Source organism: Mesorhizobium sp. M0910, from assembly GCF_040319465.1.
In the GTDB taxonomy this organism is placed as follows: Bacteria; Pseudomonadota; Alphaproteobacteria; order Rhizobiales; family Rhizobiaceae; genus Mesorhizobium.
On sequence record NZ_JAMYNZ010000013.1, the window covers coordinates 43,417 to 62,019 of the forward strand.

Annotated in this window: 21 protein-coding genes; 5 read left to right on the forward strand and 16 right to left on the reverse strand. The window is 62.3% G+C overall.

Annotated features, from left to right (window positions below; genetic code table 11):
* Positions 1–211: 211 nt before the first annotated feature.
* Complete coding sequence (locus NKH78_RS26450; protein WP_352884736.1) at positions 212–919, reverse strand: antitoxin Xre/MbcA/ParS-like domain-containing protein; 708 nt, start codon at positions 917–919, stop codon at positions 212–214.
* A gap of 347 nt (positions 920–1,266) precedes the next feature.
* Here NKH78_RS26450 and NKH78_RS26455 point away from each other — a divergent pair, with 347 nt between their 5' ends.
* Positions 1,267–2,070 (forward strand): CPBP family intramembrane glutamic endopeptidase, encoded by an 804-nt coding sequence (locus NKH78_RS26455; RefSeq protein WP_352884738.1) that lies wholly within the window; start codon positions 1,267–1,269, stop codon positions 2,068–2,070.
* A gap of 107 nt (positions 2,071–2,177) precedes the next feature.
* Entirely contained in the window at positions 2,178–3,689 is a 1,512-nt protein-coding gene (locus NKH78_RS26460) for a winged helix-turn-helix domain-containing tetratricopeptide repeat protein (protein WP_352884740.1), read from the forward strand.
* A 46-nt stretch (positions 3,690–3,735) separates the two neighbouring features.
* Here NKH78_RS26460 and era read toward each other — a convergent pair whose 3' ends face one another.
* From era to rpoZ, 9 genes are all read right to left on the reverse strand, one after another.
* The gene (era, locus tag NKH78_RS26465) at positions 3,736–4,662 is read right to left on the reverse strand and encodes a GTPase Era (protein WP_023677765.1); all 927 of its coding nucleotides are present in this window, start codon (positions 4,660–4,662) and stop codon (positions 3,736–3,738) included.
* On the reverse strand, positions 4,659–5,384 hold the full coding sequence (rnc, locus tag NKH78_RS26470) for a ribonuclease III (RefSeq protein ID WP_352738162.1): 726 nt from the start codon (positions 5,382–5,384) through the stop codon (positions 4,659–4,661). The genes era and rnc overlap by 4 nt, the downstream gene beginning before the upstream one ends.
* A gap of 4 nt (positions 5,385–5,388) precedes the next feature.
* Entirely contained in the window at positions 5,389–6,138 is a 750-nt protein-coding gene (gene lepB, locus NKH78_RS26475; protein WP_352471047.1) for a signal peptidase I, read from the reverse strand.
* A gap of 77 nt (positions 6,139–6,215) precedes the next feature.
* Complete coding sequence (acpS, locus tag NKH78_RS26480) at positions 6,216–6,629, reverse strand: holo-ACP synthase (protein ID WP_352738165.1); 414 nt, start codon at positions 6,627–6,629, stop codon at positions 6,216–6,218.
* On the reverse strand, positions 6,626–7,207 hold the full coding sequence (locus NKH78_RS26485) for a DUF2062 domain-containing protein (protein WP_023677769.1): 582 nt from the start codon (positions 7,205–7,207) through the stop codon (positions 6,626–6,628). The genes acpS and NKH78_RS26485 overlap by 4 nt, the downstream gene beginning before the upstream one ends.
* 230 nt (positions 7,208–7,437) lie before the next feature.
* On the reverse strand, positions 7,438–7,818 hold the full coding sequence (locus NKH78_RS26490) for a VOC family protein (RefSeq protein ID WP_352738167.1): 381 nt from the start codon (positions 7,816–7,818) through the stop codon (positions 7,438–7,440).
* 13 nt (positions 7,819–7,831) lie between these two features.
* Positions 7,832–8,410 carry an orotate phosphoribosyltransferase gene (gene pyrE / locus NKH78_RS26495; protein WP_352647483.1) on the reverse strand — a complete coding sequence of 193 codons (579 nt, stop codon included), beginning with the start codon at positions 8,408–8,410 and terminating at the stop codon, positions 7,832–7,834.
* A gap of 56 nt (positions 8,411–8,466) precedes the next feature.
* On the reverse strand, positions 8,467–10,695 hold the full coding sequence (locus tag NKH78_RS26500) for a RelA/SpoT family protein (RefSeq protein WP_352738169.1): 2,229 nt from the start codon (positions 10,693–10,695) through the stop codon (positions 8,467–8,469).
* A 111-nt stretch (positions 10,696–10,806) separates the two neighbouring features.
* Positions 10,807–11,208 carry a DNA-directed RNA polymerase subunit omega gene (gene rpoZ, locus NKH78_RS26505; protein ID WP_023677773.1) on the reverse strand — a complete coding sequence of 134 codons (402 nt, stop codon included), beginning with the start codon at positions 11,206–11,208 and terminating at the stop codon, positions 10,807–10,809.
* Between the two features lie 290 nt (positions 11,209–11,498).
* Here rpoZ and NKH78_RS26510 point away from each other — a divergent pair, with 290 nt between their 5' ends.
* Together NKH78_RS26510 and NKH78_RS26515 are read left to right on the forward strand one after the other, a co-directional pair.
* Positions 11,499–12,080: a LabA-like NYN domain-containing protein gene (locus tag NKH78_RS26510; protein WP_292657898.1), complete on the forward strand. Its 582-nt coding sequence runs from the start codon at positions 11,499–11,501 to the stop codon at positions 12,078–12,080.
* Positions 12,077–12,754, forward strand: coding sequence for a uracil-DNA glycosylase (locus NKH78_RS26515; RefSeq protein ID WP_352647302.1), 678 nt, complete (start codon positions 12,077–12,079; stop codon positions 12,752–12,754). Before NKH78_RS26510 ends, NKH78_RS26515 begins: the two co-directional genes overlap by 4 nt.
* A gap of 30 nt (positions 12,755–12,784) precedes the next feature.
* On the opposite strand, the gene NKH78_RS26520 is transcribed toward NKH78_RS26515, so the two are convergent.
* From NKH78_RS26520 to dapA, 6 genes are all read right to left on the reverse strand, one after another.
* Positions 12,785–12,916 carry a hypothetical protein gene (locus NKH78_RS26520; protein ID WP_352508496.1) on the reverse strand — a complete coding sequence of 44 codons (132 nt, stop codon included), beginning with the start codon at positions 12,914–12,916 and terminating at the stop codon, positions 12,785–12,787.
* 4 nt (positions 12,917–12,920) lie between these two features.
* Entirely contained in the window at positions 12,921–13,304 is a 384-nt protein-coding gene (locus NKH78_RS26525) for a hypothetical protein (RefSeq protein WP_352738171.1), read from the reverse strand.
* Between the two features lie 108 nt (positions 13,305–13,412).
* Positions 13,413–13,640: a hypothetical protein gene (locus tag NKH78_RS26530; protein ID WP_352689565.1), complete on the reverse strand. Its 228-nt coding sequence runs from the start codon at positions 13,638–13,640 to the stop codon at positions 13,413–13,415.
* 170 nt (positions 13,641–13,810) lie between these two features.
* Positions 13,811–14,539: a GH25 family lysozyme gene (locus NKH78_RS26535; protein ID WP_352689564.1), complete on the reverse strand. Its 729-nt coding sequence runs from the start codon at positions 14,537–14,539 to the stop codon at positions 13,811–13,813.
* Positions 14,540–14,641: 102 nt separating this feature from the next.
* Positions 14,642–15,121, reverse strand: a complete 480-nt coding sequence (gene smpB / locus NKH78_RS26540; protein WP_023768487.1) for an SsrA-binding protein SmpB — start codon at positions 15,119–15,121, stop codon at positions 14,642–14,644.
* A gap of 25 nt (positions 15,122–15,146) precedes the next feature.
* Positions 15,147–16,028 (reverse strand): 4-hydroxy-tetrahydrodipicolinate synthase, encoded by an 882-nt coding sequence (dapA, locus tag NKH78_RS26545; RefSeq protein WP_352647295.1) that lies wholly within the window; start codon positions 16,026–16,028, stop codon positions 15,147–15,149.
* A gap of 228 nt (positions 16,029–16,256) precedes the next feature.
* Between dapA and NKH78_RS26550 the strand changes: the two genes are divergently transcribed.
* Positions 16,257–18,296 (forward strand): lytic transglycosylase domain-containing protein, encoded by a 2,040-nt coding sequence (locus NKH78_RS26550; RefSeq protein WP_352738211.1) that lies wholly within the window; start codon positions 16,257–16,259, stop codon positions 18,294–18,296.
* The last annotated feature ends 307 nt before the right edge of the window (positions 18,297–18,603 follow it).

An 18,603-nucleotide genomic window follows, 5' to 3' on the forward strand; every position in this document is an offset into this window, starting at 1 on the left:
TTGATCCTCAATGACTATTCCGAAAATAATTATGGTTTTTGCAACAGAATAAATTCGTGTTGCGCAAATATCACGTTCGTTTAATCCACCAAGCTGAAATGACACAAATGGCACATTGTCACGTAAGTTAGAAGAGTACTTGTACGTTAGCCGTCCAATTGCAGCCCAACGTTTATCTACCCATCTAGAAAATTCGAAGGGTAGAAGGAAATTAAGCCAGCTTCATACGTGCTTCGTGCTGAGCAGCAACGGCAACATCCGCCACCAAATCCTGTTTAAGCAACTCAATTGGAATACGGCCGCCGAGCACGGCAGCGGGGCGGATCAGCCAGTGCCATGCGCGCCGCGGATTCGGCATTGCAGACAACACTTCCCGGATGCCGGATGCCGGCCTGCCGTCGACGAACTGCGCCAGCGGAAACACATGTTTGCGGCCGCCGGTGCGCAAGGCGACGACCCTACTGCTCCGCTGCCAACGATGCAGGGTCGACCGGGATATACCGAAATTGTCTTCCAGGAATGTCGGTCCGGCGACGCGACCTGCCCAGTCTTCGACCCGCATCGAATCGACGTCGTCTCGTCCGGCAGGCCGGCTTGAGACGTGTATGCTCCGGCCTTCAAACCCCGATGAGGCAGACGCCTCGGTGGCTTGGCCGCCGGCTTCCGCTGCCAGTATCCTCACGAACTGCAATACCCTGTCAGGCAGCCTTTCCTGCATGGTGTCGATGGCCCGAAGTTCGCTCGGTTGAAGTAGGGCGATTGCAGCGGCGATGGCTCCGGCGATCCTGCCCGCCGAACCAATCGCATCGTCATCGATGATTTGATCTCGCCGCGCCAGCACCCGCTCGATCTCAACAGCGACGGCATTTGCAAACTCGGTCTGACGGATGGGGTCGATGCGATTCCAAGTCCCGGTCATGTCCTGATCTGGCTGTTTGCCTGCCGGTCCCGGTTTGCTCGGAAGCGGGTCTTCGCACAGCCTATAGGCAGGGTGTATGACGGAGAGACGACGAACGGGAACGCTGGACGACCGCCGTGTCGGCAGGCGTTCCAACCGGTCTGACTGGCCGGTTCTGCATGAAATATCGGAAATTTCTCAGAACCCGCTCAGGATTTCGGGTAGCGCGGCTGCCAATAAGAAACGGGTCGACCGAGGTGGTCGGCGCATAGCCTCCCGGAATGTTTCGGCCGGCTGTTCAAGATGTAAGTCGACCGATTGGGCAGCCCGGCGACCTCTCATTGTCATCTGCCCGTGAGAGGCCCGACATGACTTCTTTCCTGCGCCTGGTGCGGCAGCATCAGTTGGCTGCCTTCTTTTCGTTGACGCTTGCCCTGACCTGGTTTGCCTTCATCCCATTCTACCTGTCGAATGGCGATAGCATTCCCTGGTTTACCTTCGGCCCGATGGTGTCCGGATTCGTCATCGCCGCTCTTTCCGGAGGCTGGGCTTCGGTCAAGGCCATTCTCGCTTCCATGGTGAAGTGGCGGGTATCTCCGCTATGGTATCTGGTGGCATTCGGCCTGCCATTGAGCACGCAGCTTGCCTCGATCCTGGTCAATCCGCTGTTCGGCTCGGCGACGCCGGCCTGGGGCAACATTCCAGCCGTCACTGAGATACTGCCGATCATCGCGCTCTATGCGGTCTTCAGCGGCCCGCTTGGCGAAGAGCCGGGATGGCGCGGCTTTGCGACACCGCGTCTGTTGACCAAGCATTCGGCGCTGGCCGGAAGCCTGATCCTCGGCGCGATCTGGGCGATCTGGCATTTTCCGCTCGGCCTGGTCGGCGATCTCAGCCTCTGCAGCACGATCAACGTCGTGCTGGCGGCAGTGGTGTTCACCTGGCTCTATCAGAACACCGGCAGTGTGCTTCTCGCCATTCTGATGCATGTCGCCCATCAGAACAGCGTGCGCTTCCTGGGCAAGGCGTTCATCGACGCCGACCATGTGCAGCAGCAATGGATTGGTGTTGCGATCTGGGCGGTGGCTGCGATCGCGATCGTTGCCGTCTACGGCACCGAGAGCTTCGTCCGCAGGCCGGCAACGCAGCCCGCCGTTGCTGGCGCCGTCTAATTTGCGGCGTCCAAATCCAAAGCGCCGCTTTCGGCGGCGACAGACCTTGACCCAGCCCTCCAGCCGTAGGCCAATACAGGCACGGCTGCAGGGAGCGGGCCGTTTCGATGGCGGTTTCGGCCACTGAGCAGGTTTTTCAGTTTGGCGGTTTCACGCTCGATCTGGGCAAAGGTACGCTCGGCCGGGCCGGACAGCCGGCCTTCCTGCGGCCGAAAGCCTACGCATTGCTGACGCATCTCGCCCGCCACATCGGCCGTGTGGTGCCGAAGTCGGAATTGATGGAAGCGGTCTGGCCGGGTGTTTTCGTCACCGAGGATTCGCTGACGCAGTCGATTCGCGAGATCCGCAAGGTGCTCGGCGAGGAAACGATACGGACCGTATCGAAGCGCGGCTACATGCTGATCCCTGAAATCGAGCCGGTGCCCGAACTCGGCGCCCAGCCGATCGTGGCGGTGCTCAGATTCCGCAATGACGGCGCCGATCCGGCCGACGAAGCGATCGTCGATGGTATTGCCGAAGACATTATCAATGGCCTCGCCCGCTTCGGCACGTTGACGGTGCTGGCGCGCAACTCGAGCTTCTCGTTTGCCTCCTATTCGCCTGGCGAATGGCCTGTGGTGCGTTCGTGCATCGGCGCCGACTATGTCGTCGAGGGCTCGGTGCGGCGGCAGGCAGACAGCATCGTCTGTGCGGTCAATCTCGTTGACGCAGCCAGCGCTTCCCAGCTCTGGGGCGATCGCTACCAGGCCGATTACGCCGGGCTGTCCGCGATCCAGCAGGAGATCGTCGAAAAGATCGTCGGCCGGCTGGTGGTTCGGGTGAACAATGCCGGCCTGCAACGTGCCTCGCGGCAGCCGGTAGCCAGCCTCGCCGCCCATGAACTGGTGCTGCGCGGCGTCGCCTTGCTGCGCGATCCGGCGCAAAGCGAACTGAAAGAAGCGGCGGCGTTTTTCGAGGCTGCGATCGTCAGGGACCCGGCCCATGGCCTTGCCTACACCTATCTGGCGCTGTCGCATGTGCTTAACAGCGAATTCGGACCGAGCAGCGACGCGGTGCTGACGAAGGCCCGCGACCTGGCCGACCGGGGCATCGCATTGTCGCCGGACCAGGCAACGGCACACCGCATCCAGTCGCTGGTGCGGCTCAATATGCGCGACCACGAGGCGGCCGAGCATCATTTACGCATCGCGCTCGAGCTCAATCCGGGTGACGCAGACTGTATCGAGCAGATGGGGCATCTGTTGACGATGCGTGGCCGGCCGCTCGACGCGCTCGCCTGGCTGGCGCGCGCCATCCGCATCAACCCGCTGCATCCTCATTGGTATCAGTACGATCGCGCGCTCGCGCTATACATGCTGGGCGAATACCGCACGGCTGCCGAGGCGCTGGAGCTGGCGACGCGACCGACGCCCTGGATCCGCACCCGGCTTGCCGCCTGTTACGCTCAGTTCGGCGACATGCAAGCGGCAAGGCGCCAGGCTGCGCTGATCAACGCCGACGGCTCCGATTTCTCACCGCTCGACTATACAAGAACGGGCATCCCGTTCGAAAACGCGTCCGACGCCGAGCATCTTGCCAACGGCGTGTCGTTGGCACTTGGGGACCGCTCAGAATCTTGAGACGACCAAGAGACAGCTCGACCGATCGGCCAAATCTTTGGATAGCTCAGTGCGGAAATTCGAGCCCCATCTCGCGGTAGCGCTCGGGATCGTCGCCCCAGTTCTCGCGCACCTTGACGAACAGGAAGAGATGCACCTTCTGCTCGAGGATGCCTGCGATTTCCATGCGCGCGGCCTGGCCGATGGCGCGGATCGTCTCGCCCTTATGGCCGAGCACGATCTTCTTCTGGCTGTCGCGCTCGACATAGATTGTCTGGTCGATGCGCACCGACCCGTCCTTCTTCTCTTCCCATTTCTCTGTCTCGATGTGGGAGGAATAAGGCAGTTCCTGATGCAGCCTGAGATAGAGCTTTTCGCGGGTGATCTCGGCTGCGAGCTGGCGCATCGGAAGGTCGGAGATCTGGTCTTCAGGGTAGTACCAGGGTCCGGCCGGCAGGGTCTCGGCGAGATAGTCGAGCAGGTCCTTGCAGCCGGACCCCGTCAGCGCCGAAACCATGAAGGTGCGCTTGAACGGCACCCTTTCGTTGGCTGCCGCCGACAATGCAAGCAACGTCTCGTGCTTGACCCGATCGACCTTGTTGAGGATCAACACCATCGGCTGCCGGACATCCTTCAGCCGCTCGAGGATGGCATCTGCATCGCCCCGGATGCCGCGCTCGGCATCGATCAAGAGCAGCACGATATCGGCGTCCTTGGCACCGCCCCAGGCTGTGGTCACCATCGCGGTGTCCAGCCGGCGCTTCGGCTTGAATATGCCCGGCGTGTCGACGAAGACGATCTGCGCGTTGTTGTGGGTGGCAATGCCGCGCACGATGGCGCGCGTGGTCTGCACCTTGTGTGTCACGATCGACACCTTGGCGCCAACCAATTGGTTGACCAGCGTCGATTTCCCCGCATTGGGCGCGCCGATCAGCGCGACGAAGCCGGAGCGGGTAGCGGGCGCTTCTGTTGCTGGAGCTTCGGTGGCGGTCATGCGGCACTCCCTTGATCGAGCCAGACGCCTTCCCGCTGCAGAAGTGCCGCGGCTGCAGCCTGCTCCGCCTCGCGCTTGGAGCGCCCGCTGCCGGTCGCCGGCGGATAGGCGCCGACCTTGACACTGACGGTGAACAGCGGATCGTGGTCCGGTCCCTCGCGGCTGTCGATTATGTAGACCGGCACTGCGCCTGCCGCCTGATGCGCCCACTCCTGGAGTTCGGTTTTCGCATCGCGACGGGCGGCGTCAATGGCTTGCGAGCGCGGCTGCCAGTATTTGTGGATAAAGGCACGGGCCGCTTCCAACCCTCCGTCGAGATAGAGCACGGCGATCAGCGATTCCAATGCATCGGCGCGCAGATTGACGCGCTTGCGCCCGTCGAGGCCGCGTACGTCCGAACCGGCGCGAATGAGTTCCGGCAGGCCGATCTCCTCGGCAATTTCCGCCAGGGCTTCAGCGTTGACCAGAGCGTTCAATCTCAGCGACAGCTCACCCTCGGCGGCGTCGGGAAATGCCGCCAGCAGCATATCGGCAACGACAAGGCCGAGAACGCGGTCGCCCAGGAATTCGAAACGTTCGTAGTCGACGCCGGCGTGACTGCCGCGAGCGCTGGCATGGGTCAGCGCCCGCTGCAGGCGCTGATGGTCGCCAAAACTGTGGCCGGTGCGCTCCCTGAGCGCCTCGGCGAGCGCATCGGCGGTCAGCCGTTTCGTCGCCGCCATGGCCCTAATTGACGAAATGGAACAGGCGCGAGGCGCGCATCAGTGACGGCCATTTCCAGATTTCGAGCGGGCTGGCGCTGCCGCCGATCGAGAAGAAAATGAGGTTGGCGCGGCCGACCAAATTCTCGTCCGGCACGAAGCCGACGGTGAAGCGGCTGTCCGACGAGTTGTCGCGATTGTCGCCCATCATGAAATAGTGACCGGGCGGCACCTTGAACTCTTTGGTATTGTCGCCGATCGAGGCCTGCGTCAGGTCGAGCGTGTCGTAGCTGACGCCGTTCGGCAGCGTCTCGCGATAGACATCGACCGGCCCGTTCTCCTCGGTGATGTCGCGGTTGTCGATCTGCCCGACCTTGACGCGCGGCACGCCCACGTCATTGATGAAGAGCTGGCCATCCTTGACCTGGATCTTGTCGCCCGGCAGGCCGACGACGCGCTTGATATAGTCGACGGAAGGGTCCGGCGGAAACTTGAACACCACCACGTCGCCGCGCTTCGGCTCTGAGCCCCAGATGCGGCCCGAAAAGATGTTCGGCCCGAACGGCAGTGAATAGCGGGAGAAGCCGTAGGACCACTTGGTGACGAAGAGATAATCACCTTCGAGCAAAGTCGGCCGCATCGACCCGGACGGGATCGAGAACGGCTGGAACAGGAGCGTGCGGATGACCAGCGCAAGCAGCAGGGCCTGGACGATGACGCTGACGGTTTCGCCAAGTCCGCCGGATTTCTTCTGGGTTTTTTCAGCCACGCTCATGTCGTCCTCGATTGTGCGTTGGATGGTATAGAGTCTCGGCGCGCGCTGGGCAACGTCATGCCGGTGGTCAGATGCAATCAATGTGGCGCTTCTTCGACCGGCAACGCTTCAATGATCACAAAGGCTTGAGCGAGCGGAAAATCATCGGTGATGGTGAGGTGGATCACCGCGCGGTGCCCTACAGGCAGAATTTCGTCCAGCCGCGCTGCCGCCCCATTGGTCAGCGCCATGGTCGGCTTGCCGCTGGCCAGGTTGACGACCCCCATGTCGCGCCAGAACACACCCTGCGCCAGACCGGTACCCAGTGCCTTGGCGCAAGCTTCCTTGGCAGCGAAACGCTTGGCGTAGGAGGCCGCACGCGCCGCACGGTTTTCGGAGCGCGCCTGTTCGATCTCGGTGTAGATGCGCTGGATGAAGCGTTGGCCATGGCGTTCCAGCGACTTCTCGATGCGTCTGATGTCGATGAGGTCGCTGCCGATACCGATAATCATTCGGCGGGAACTTCCGGCCCGGTTTTTCCAGCCTTTGCCGCTCTTTCGGCCAGACGCTTGCGGCGCTGCTCGTGGAAAGTGACCATGCCCCAGCGGGTGATGCCGTAAAACAGCAGGCCGAAAACCAGGCCGAGCGGTATTGCGCCAATCGTCATCGGCTTCAGCACCGGTCCCCACAATTGCGCAAAGGAAAGATTATGCAGCATGTCGCCGAGATGCGCGGGCGGGCCATGCGCCGGCAGGTGTTCATGCAGGATCAGCTTGCCGACCTCCCAGGAGGCGGCCCATAGCAGCGGAAAGGTCAGGGGGTTGCCGAAGACCGTGCCGAGTGCTGCCGCGACCAGATTGCCGGCGATCAGCCAGCACAGGATGGCAGCAATGATGAAGTGAAAGCCAAGCGGGAAAAACGACGCGAATACGCCCGCCGCAACACCGGCGGCCACGGCATGCGGCGTGGCCCTAAGCCGCAGGATGCGTTTGGAGAAATACCGCAGCGAGCGCGAGAACGAGCGGCGCGGCCACAAATAGGTACGCACCCGCTCGAAAAAACCATCAGGCTTGCGCCGTCGAAAAAGCACTCTGTTCCTGTTCCTAGTTCCGTCGATGGCTTCACGCCGGCCTTTCCAGCCAAGCGCGACAGCCTATGCTGCGCTCTGCGGTCGCCGAAAAGCAACTACGACTTTGATATAGCGACGCGCTGGCCGAAGAACAACGAGGCCGACGGCATCCGCTCGGTGGCCGCTCGCGCCGGCCCTGGGTGTCGCCGTTCTGAACAGGGCATGATCGCGGCGAATTTAAGGAGCGTCACTCAGGATCGATATTCGCTGACCTCGACGAGGTTGCCGTCCGGATCGCGGAAATAGACCGACATCATCGCGCCCCGAGCGCCGACACGCTCGACCGGGCCGACCTCTATCACCACACCATTGGCGGCGAGGTTGGCACATATCTCGGCGAGCGGCCGGGCAGCAATCAAGCAGAAATCTCCGGAGCCCGGCGTCGGCGCCTTGGCCTTCGGCTCGAAGGTACGCCCGACCTGATGCACATTGATCTTCTGCGTTCCAAACAGCAGCGCCGTTGGTCGGTCCGGCTCGTCGAGGCGCTTGAAGCCAAGCACGCGCTGATAGAAGGCGCAGGTATTGTCCACCGAACGAACCGTCAGCACGAAATGATCGATGCCGGCAATCACGGCAGCGCCTCAGTCATATATTGCGGCTGCCGGGCTTGATCGCCGGTATGGCGGCGAGTTCGGGCGGCAGCCTGTCGGCCGGATAGGCCGGAACTTCATATTCGGCGAGCGCGATCAGCGGCACGCCGACATCGGTCTTGCCGGCCGAGCGGTCGATGATGCATGCGGCGGCAACGACTTCGGCGCCAAGGCCGCGCAGGCAGTCGATGGTCTCGCGGATCGACAGGCCGGTGGTGACGATGTCCTCGACAATGACAACGCGCGATCCCTTGGCGATCTCGAAACGGCGCAGTCTGAATTCGCCCCCTTCCCGCTCGACCCAGATCGCCGGCGCACCAAGATGGCGCGAGGTCTCATAGGCCGGGATCAGCCCGCCGATCGCCGGGCCGACGACGTAGTCGATCCTGCCGGGCACGTCAGTGCGGATCTTTTCGGCGAGCGCCTTGCACAATCGCTCGGTCTTGTCGGCATGCATGAAAACACGCGCTTTCTGCAGAAAGACCGGGCTGCGCAGGCCCGACGTCAGGATGAAATGCCCTTCGAGAACGGCGCCGGCCTCGCGGAAAATGCCCAGCACTTCATCGGTGTTCATCGTTCACTCCATGTCCATGGTGAATGGTAGTGAGAGCACCCTCTTCTATTCACTATTCACCCATTCACGCGCCTTGCGTCACTGACGCTCGAATTGTCCTTTAGCTGCGACAGCAGCCTGTTCAAGTGCTTGAGGTCCCACACTTCGAGATCGATCAGCATTTCGGTGAAATCGGGCGCGGTGCGCACCATCGACAAAATGTGGATGTTGGCATCGTTGGATGCGACGACTTGCGCAATGTCGGCTAGCGAACCCGGCGCGTTGATGGCGGTGACCGAGACGCGCGCCGGGAACCGCTCCTTGGTGCGCTCGTCAATATCCCAGCGCACGTCGATCCAGCGCTCGGGCTGGTCGTCAAAGGCCTGCAACGCCGGCGACTGGATCGGATAGATGGTGATACCGGTTCCCGGCTGCACGATGCCGACGATGCGATCGCCTGGCACTGCCCCTTCCGGCGCGAAGCGCACCGGCAAATCGCCGCGCACACCGCGGATCGGCACCGCATCGTCGCGCGGCTGGTTTTTATCCTTGCGCGCGGCGCGGCCCGGAATCTGGAACAGCATGCCGGCGGCATTGCGGATCTTCGACCAGCCCTCCTCGCGCTGCTTGGGCGCGACCAGCGTGACGCGCTCGTCCTTGTAGTCGGGAAACACCGCCTTCATGACATCGGTGGAGGCAACTTCGCCTCGGCCGACCGCGGCCAGCACATCCTCGATGTCCTTGCGTGCCAGCCGGTGCAGCACCGGCTTCAGGCTTTCCTTGGTGAAGGTCTTGCCGGACCGTTCGAAGGCGCGCTCCAGAATGCGGATACCGAGACCTGAATATTGCTTCCGAATAGCGTTCTTGGTGGCGCGGCGGATGGCCGACCGCGCCTTGCCGGTAACCACCACCGATTCCCATGCCGCAGGCGGCACCTGCGCCTTCGAGCGGATGATCTCAACCTCGTCGCCGTTCTTCAGCTCCGTCATCAGCGGCATGATGCGGCCATTGACCTTGGCGCCGACGCAAGTGTCGCCGACATCGGTGTGGACGGCATAGGCAAAGTCGATCGGCGTGGCGCCGCGCGGCAGCGCGATCAGCATGCCCTTCGGCGTAAAGCAGAACACCTGGTCCTGGAACAGTTCCAGCTTGGTGTTTTCGAGGAAGTCCTCGGGGTTGTCGCCTTCGGCAAGCTGCTCGATGGTGCGCCGCAGCCAGGCATAGGCATTGGTTTCCTTCGAGATCGCATGGGCGGCACCATTCATCTTGCCGCCGGTATCCTTATAGATCGAATGAGCGGCGACGCCGTATTCGGCGATCTTGTTCATCTGGTAGGTGCGGATCTGCAATTCGACGCGCTGGCGCGACGGGCCGACGATGGTGGTGTGGATCGAGCGGTAGTCGTTCTGCTTCGGCGTGGAGATGTAGTCCTTGAAGCGGCCGGGCACCATCGACCAGGTGGTGTGGATGGCGCCGAGCGCCCGGTAGCAGTCCTCGACGGTATCGACGACGACGCGAAAGCCGAAGATGTCGGACAGCTGCTCGAACGACAACGCCTTGGCTTCCATCTTGCGGAACACCGACCACGGCTTCTTCTGCCGGCTCTTGACCTCGGCCTTGATCGAATATTTGTCGAACAGCGTGGAGAGCGCCTTCTCGATTTCGGACAGCACGCCCTTGTTGCGCTCGAAAATTTCGGCCAGCCGTGCGGTGACGGCGCGGTAGGCTTCCGGATTGATGAAGCGGAAGGCGATCTCCTCGAGCTCCTCGCGCATGCCTTGCATGCCCATGCGCCCGGCCAGCGGCGCATAGATATCCATCGTTTCCTCGGCGATGCGCAGGCGCTTGGCTTCCGGCACATGGTCGAGCGTGCGCATGTTGTGCAGGCGGTCGGCGAGCTTGACCAGCAGCACGCGAACGTCTTCCGAGATCGCCAGCAACAGCTTGCGTAGGTTCTCCGCCTGCTCGGCCTTTTTGGAGACGAGGTCGAGCTTCTTCAGCTTGGTCAAGCCTTCGACCAGCTTGCCCATTTCCGGGCCGAACAATTCGTCGATCTCGGCCCTGGTCGCCGTGGTGTCCTCGATCGTGTCATGCAGCAAGGCAACGGCGATCGTCGCCTCGTCCATATGCATTTCGGTGAGGATGGCGGCGACTTCGAGCGGATGCGAGAAATAGGGATCGCCGGAAGCGCGCTTCTGGTGGCCATGCTTCTGCATGGCGTAGACATAGGCCTTGTTGAGCAGCGCCTCGTTGACGTCAGGCTTGTAGCGCTGGACGCGCTCGACAAGCTCATACTGACGCATCATGGGCGGGATCTCGCAATGCTGAAATGAATCATGCGCCGCACTGGCGTACGGCGCATGTCATAGATAGCCACGAAACTGCCGACGCGAAAGTGTCGGCAGTTGTCGCTAAGATCAATAATCGTCGCTTTTTTCCGGCGGCACCAAACCTTCGATGCCGGCCAACAGGTCTTCTTCGGTCATGCGATCGAAGGTGACGTTGTCCTCGGCGTCGTCGGCATCGGTGGCCGCAACGGCGCTGCCGGTCTGGTCGGCAATCGCCTCGCCATCGGCTTCCGGCTCATCGACCTCGACATGCTTCTGCAGCGAATGGATGAGATCTTCCTTGAGGTCGTCCGGCGACAGCGTCTCTTCGGCGATTTCGCGGAGCGCAACGACCGGGTTCTTGTCGTTGTCGCGCGGTACGGTGATCTGCGCGCCCTGGCTGATCTGACGGGCGCGGTGGCCGGCCAGGAGCACCAGCTCGAAGCGGTTGTCGACCTTGTCGATGCAATCTTCAACGGTTACGCGGGCCATGAGTTGCCCCTTTCATGCCTGGATTTAATGGAAAACAGGCGCGGTCCATAACCCGAACGCCGCCAAAATACAAGCTTTTATGGCGGTGCGCAGCTCCGACGCGGGCCGCCTGCGACGACACAGCGCCGATCACAATTGCTTGCAGTGCGGCATGGCGCCTTGGATTGCCGTAAAACTGGCGTTATCTCGAACAATGAAGGCCAACAGGTCTATTATCAGACCGGTATCAGACTGGCCGGTAGTCGCGACGCATTTAGACGACCGCTTATTTCGAAAAAGGACATTTTTCCATGTTCGATCCTCGTGAAAAAATCGCTCTCTTTATCGACGGTGCAAATCTCTACGCCACCTCGCGCGCGCTGGGTTTTGACATCGACTACCGCAAACTTTTGTCGAGCTTCCAGAAACGCGGCTATCTGCTGCGCGCCTATTACTACACCGCGCTGGTCGAGGATCAGGAATACTCCTCGATACGTCCGCTGATCGACTGGCTCGATTATAACGGCTTCAAGGTGGTGACCAAGCCGGCCAAGGAATTCACCGACTCGACCGGCCGGCGCAAGATCAAGGGCAATATGGATATCGAGCTGACCGTCGATGCGCTGGAGCTTGCCGACGTCGTCGACCATTATGTCATCTTCTCAGGCGACGGCGATTTCCGTACGCTGGTCGAGGCGCTGCAGCGGCGCGGGCGCAAGGTGTCGATCGTCTCGACGATGGCGTCGCAGCCGCCGATGATCTCCGACGATCTGCGCCGCCAGGCCGACCATTTCATTGACCTGATGACACTCAAGAACGAAGTCGGCCGCGATCCGTCGGAGCGGCCGGTGCGTCGGCCCGAACCGGCCGAAGTCGACGAGGAAGACTATTGACGGTCGTTGCCTTGACCGCGCCCCTGGTCGTCTCGCCCGAACCCGATCGCGATTGCCCGCTCTGCCCGCGGCTGCACGACTTCATCGCCGAGTGGCGGCGGCGCGAGCCGTCCTGGTTCAACGCGCCAGTGCCGACCTTTTTGCCGCCGGAAGGCGAGGATGCGGTGCGCTTGCTGATCGTCGGCCTGGCGCCTGGCCTGCGCGGGGCGAACCGGACGGGGCGCCCCTTCACCGGCGATTTTGCCGGCGACCTGCTCTACAACACGCTGATCGCGCACGGCTTTGCGCGCGGCGAATTCAAAGCGCGACCAGATGACGGGCTGGAGCTTGTCGGTTCGGCGATTACCAATGCGGTGCGCTGCGTGCCGCCGGATAACAAGCCGGTTGGCGCCGAGATAGCGACCTGCCGGACGTTCCTGGTACCGACGATTGCGCGGTTTCCAAATCTGCGCGCTGTGCTGGCGCTGGGCTCGATCGCGCACCAGTCGACCGTGCGGGCGCTCGGCCAACGCGTTGCCGCCTATCCGTTCCGGCATGGTGGGCAGCAGCAGGCCAATGGCATCACGCTGTTTTCCAGCTATCATTGCTCGCGCTACAACACCAATACCGGCGTGTTGACGGAAGCGATGTTCGTCGACGTCTTCAGTCAGATAGAAGCTTTTCTGAAGACATAGAGTCGGACGAGGCCCGCCAGGGCACGAGCCTTAGATTCGGGCGATCGCAAACAACCAGGCCAGGAGATCCAGCAACCACAGAAACAGTGCAAGCTGCAGCGCGACGCGCAGGCGTTGGATGATCCGCCAATTGCTGGCCATGTCGGATTTGATGCGCAGCAAGCGCTCATTGCATCCCGTCCACGGTTGCGGGAGGGTGCTGGTCGACGAAGTCCTGGGGCAGCTTCTTGGGATCGAAACGGAACGTATAGTTATAATACGGCCACAACATAATCGCGACCAGCAGTCCGATCAGAAAAAGCAACGTCAGTGCCAGCCAGTCCCAAGGCCCTACGCCATCCAGGAGCGCCCTGCCTCTAAGGAGAGAACTCGCGAACGCAGTTGCGAAAATCAGATTGCCGGCGCGCGTATTGAGACTTTCAACCACGCCCTGCTGGTGTTGGAGGCCACGCACCGCCTCCGCGTAGACAAATGCCAGGCGGGGGTCGCCGCCGTCCGCCGCTGCAGGCGGGGCGTTGCTGTCATTGGTCGATGAAGGGCGCTCCGGCATCAAATGCAGTTAGCACAGCGCCGCCCCGATACGAATAGTTGGTGGAAGCATAAAGGCGGGACGGTGACGTTCAACTTTTAGGGAAACAATGAATCGGGCGGCGATTGATCAATCTACAAAATCCCATGAAATCTCAGCTTTGAACCTCGCAATCGCCTCCTCGACTAACCCCAAAGGAATATCCTTCCGATACAGAGTTACCTCTCGGGTTCGCCTTGTGTCGTCACGGAAAATCTCCAACACTTGGTCGCCTTCAATCCAAAGCTCGACGCCGATTCCGTCCCGGTCGGCTACGTCGCTTGCGACTATCCAAGATTTTTTTGGTCCTGCGGTCATTGGCTAATCCAGAGTATGCGGCCAAGCTAGCGTATCTCTGCCGATAAAGTCTGCAAAACGGTCGTAAGCTGAACTCGAAACTGAGACGCTATCGAATAGCCGTATTTGTCAAGGCTTCGTCGTTCTGTCATCGCGCCACTGAGGGTGCTTTCGGGCGGACAGGAATAGTGTCAATCCGACGCCGTCGCTTCAGGCGCTGCGGCAAACATCGCTGCCAGCGTCGCCGGCCCGCCTTGGAGAACATTCAGGTCGACGTCGCCGCTGATGCCGTCGACGCGGCCCCGGTTGTGGTACTGCCAGTAAATCCAGTCGTCATGGCCTGGCCGCAGCGCCAGCGAACGCAGCCAGCGCGGGCGGCCGGCTACCTGCCCGGCATAGGCTTGCGCGGCCTCGTCGGTCACATAGAGGATGGCCGTCTTGCCGAACGCTGCTTCGACCGGGCCGAGGAAGGCTGAGAGTTCGGCCCTCAGTTGTTCGGGAGTTGGGCGCTGCGGGCAATTGCCGCCGAACTCGATGTCTACCACCGGCGGCAGCAAAGGCTGATCGCGCGGCACCACCGAGATGAAGTTGCGTGCCTGATCGGCACCGGGCCTGCAGAAGGTGAAAAAGTGATAGGCGCCGACGGCAAGGCCGGCGGCGCGGGCCGCACGCAAATTGCCCGCGAAGGCATCATCGACATGGTCGCCGCCTTCAGTTGCCTTGATAACAGCGAAGGCGACATCGTCGGCGGCAACACGCCGCCAGTCGATCTGCCGCTGATGGTGGGAAACGTCGATGCCCCTGACCGGATATTTGCCGCGATCCGGAGAAAACGTCTGAAAGTAAGTATAGCCGCCGGCCAGGATGAGGCCTGCCATGAGCAGACCGGCAGCACCCCACAAGACGATCCGGTTTTTCAACAGAGACCTACCCCCATTGGCCCGCCCTGCCCGCCGCCATGCTCCGGGCGTTCGTCGCTCGAAAAGCCAAATCATTGGCTTTTCGTCCGCTTCGGACCGCCCTCACCCTCGCTCTTTCAGCAGCCGGCCCTTCTCGCGCGACCAGTCGCGCTGCTTTTCGGTCTCGCGCTTGTCGTGCAGCTTCTTGCCGCGGCCAACGGCGAGCAGCAGCTTGGCACGGCCCTGGTCGTTGAAGTAGATCTTCAGCGGCACCAGCGTCATGCCTTCGCGGTCGACGCTTTGCGCCAGCTTGGCCATCTCGCGCTTGTTGAGCAGGAGTTTGCGGCGGCGGCGTGGCTCGTGGTTAAAGCGGTTGGCCTGCAGGTATTCCGGCAAATAGGAATTGATCAGCCAGATCTCGCCGCCCTCGACCGAGGCGTAGCTGTCCTGGATGTTGGCCTGGCCCTGGCGCAGCGACTTCACCTCGGTGCCGGTCAGCACAAGACCGGCCTCGATCGTGTCGAGCACCTCATAGGAAAACCGCGCCTTGCGGTTTTCCGCAACGGTCTTGTTGTTGGGATCGGCTTTTCTGACTTGATTCATGATGCGGAGAGGTGGCGCCTCATCCCTAGTTTATCAAGCCGGCGTGCTTCATCGCCGCGTCGATCTTCTCGGCGGTCGACGGCTCGACCGTCATTAGCGGCGAGCGCAGCACGTTTTCGACCTTGCCCAGCTTCGACAGCGCATATTTCGCGCCGGAAACGCCGGGCTCCATGAAAATCGCCTTGTGCAGCGGCAACAGACGGTCCTGCAGGTCGAGCGCCTTGGCGCTGTCGCCGGAAAGCGTTGCCTCCTGGAATTCGGCGCAGAGCCTGGGCGCGACATTTGCGGTCACCGAGATGCAACCGACACCGCCATGCGCGTTGAAGCCGAGTGCCGAGGCGTCTTCGCCGGAGAGCTGGATGAAATCCTTGCCGCAGGTGGCGCGCTGCTCTGAAACCCGCTCGACCTTGCCGGTGGCATCCTTGACGCCGACGATGTTCTTGAAGTCGTGCACCAATTGCCCCATCGTCTCCGGGCTCATGTCGACCACCGAGCGCGGTGGAATGTTGTAGATGATGATCGGCAGGCTGGTCGCCTTGGCGACGGCGGCGAAATGCGCATAGAGGCCGCGCTGCGTCGGCCTGTTGTAATAGGGCGTGACGACAAGGGCCGCGTCGGCGCCCGCCTTCTCGGCAAACTGGACCAGGCCGACCGCCTCTTCGGTGTTGTTGGAGCCGGCGCCGGCGACGACCGGAACCCGGCCCTTGGCGACCTCGATGCAAACCTTGACGACTTGGCGGTGCTCGTCATGCGACAGCGTCGGCGACTCGCCGGTGGTGCCGACCGGGACCACGCCCGTCGTGCCTTCGGCGATCTGCCAGGCTATGAACGCGCGAAAGGCTTTCTCGTCGAAACGGCCGCTCTTTTCGAACGGTGTGACGAGCGCGGTCAGCGAGCCTCTCAGAATGTCGTCCAACTCCTTGGGGCCTTTCGGGTTTTGTCGTGCGCTGCCTTCTAGCCGAAAGCGAAGCCGCGCACCATAGTCTCGACATTGTTGCGCGGCAAGCATTGCGCCGGCAATCGCAATTCGAACGACCTCAATAAGATTTTCTTTACGGGCCCTTCACCACCGACGAATAGGCTTCGGTTCAACTGTGCCTGCTGTAACGTCGAAGAACAGGAAATGACCAGATCCATGCCGGCCAGGCGGCCTCATCTTTTCGCGCTTTTCGGCGCGATCGTCGCGCTGATACCCGGCGCGGCGATCGGCGGCAGCGTCGATATGCGGGTCACGTCGGCGATCCCGATGACGGCGCCGGACAACGATGCGCTGCCGCAGTCCCCGTCGCCGTCCGCCAGCGTTGCGGTGCTGAAGAGCGGTCTCGACGCGCTGGCGGCAAACGACATTCAGCGCGCGCGCCAGGTGCGCGAGGCGCTGCCGACCAAATCGCTAGACCGGCACATCCTTGCCTGGGCGATAGCGCTTTATGGCGGCGACCAGGTGCCGAGCGGCGACATCGCCGATGCCGCGAAGATGCTGCCGAACTGGCCGGGCACGATCGCCTTGCGCAAGAACAGCGAGCGCGCGCTCTATCGCGAGAACCCCTTGCCACATGTCGTGGTGCGGGCGTTCGACGGCAGCCAGCCGCTGACCTTCGAGGGCGTGGTGATCCTGGCCCGCTCCTATGTAGCGCTGGGCGATACGAAGGCGGCGCGCTCGGTGCTGTCGCCATTCTGGCGCACCGAAAAGCTCGAAGCCAGGGACGAGGCGGCGGTCATCCGCGAGTTCGGCGCGCTGATCCCGGCCGCCGACCATCGCTTCCGCATGGAGCGCATGTTCTATGCCGACCGGGTCGCTTCGGCGCTGCGCGTCGCCGGTCTCGCCGGCGCCCAGCAATTGGCCGACGCCTGGGCGGCAGTCACCAAAGGCGACAAGAACGCGGCCAAGCTGCTGAAGGCGGTGCCGACGGCGCAGCGGGCGGCTGGCTATCTCTTTGCTGAAGCCGAATATCTGCGCAAGCAGCAGAAATTTTCCGACGCCGCCGCGCTGGTGATGAAAGCGCCGGGCGACCGTGACGCGCTGGTCGATCCGGACGCCTGGTGGGTCGAGCGCCGGGTGCTGTCGCGCGAGCTGGTCGACCAGGGCGACATGAAGACCGCCTACAGAATAGTCGCCGCGCACGCCTTCGAAAGTGCCGCCAAGGCCGCCGAGGCGGAATTCCACGCCGGCTGGTACGCACTGCGTGGCCTCAACGATCCCGCCACCGCCGCCAAGCATTTTGCGCGAATCGCCGAGCTCGCCCAGGGGCCGATGTCGCTGTCGCGCGCCTATTACTGGCTCGGCCGCGCCGCCGAAGTCGGCGGGCCCGGCAATGACAAGGATTATTTCAGCCGCGCCGCCAGCTACGGCACGACCTTTTACGGCCAGCTCGCCGGCGAGCGCGTCGGCCGGCAGACCCTCAACATCGTCTACCCCCAGCCAAGTGCCGCCGACCGCCGGAATTTTGCCACCCGCGAGGCGGTCAGCGCCATCAAGCGGCTGCAGGAGGCCGGCTATGACCCCTACGCCGAAACGCTATACCGCGATCTTGCCGGGCAGCTGAACAGCCCCGGCGAACTTGCGCTGCTGGCGGCGCTGGCGGAAAGACAAGGCAACCATTTCATGGCGCTGAAGGTCGGCAAGATCGCCGGCGCCCGCGGCATCGACGTCGGCGCGCTGTCGCATCCGCTCGGCGTCATTCCCGACACCGCCAACATCACCGGCTCGGGCAAGGCGCTGGCCTATGCGATTGCCCGGCAGGAAAGCGAGTTCAACATCGGCGCTGTCTCCAGCGCCGGCGCGCGCGGACTGCTGCAGCTGATGCCGGGCACGGCCAAGCAATTGGCGAAGAAGGCCGGCATCACATTTTCTCAGGCCCGGCTGACCACCGATGCCGGCTACAATGCAACGCTGGGCGCTGCCTTTCTCGGCGAGCAGCTCGGCCGTTTCGATGGCTCCTACGTGCTGACCTTCGCAGGCTACAATGCCGGCCCCACCCGCGCCGCCCAGTGGGTGGCGAAATACGGCGACCCGCGCGGCAAGGACGTCGACGCCATCGTCGACTGGATCGAGCGAATTCCCTATACGGAAACAAGAAGTTACGTCCAGCGCGTGATGGAGAATTACGAGGTCTACAAGATGCGCATTTCCGGCAAATACGACATTGTCGGGGATCTGGTGAACGGCCGAGGGTGACGACCGGGCTTCAAGCCAAGTCAGGCTGCGATCCTTCGCGCCCCCCTCTGTCCTGCCGGACATCTCCCCCTCTAGTGGGAGATTGGCAGCTTCGCTGAGGGGTACTTTTCTGCAACTTGGGATGTTATCGAAAACGGAGATGATGGCCGATCTCCCCCCTTTGAGGGTACCCTTGTGGGGGAGATGGCCGGCAGGCCAGAGGGGCGCTGTCCGCCGACATCTCGAAGATTCTCAGCGCCGACGCTTCGATTTGACCGCCTCTGCCCTCGCCTGTAGCTGTCGGAAACGACCCGGACGAGGCAAGGGA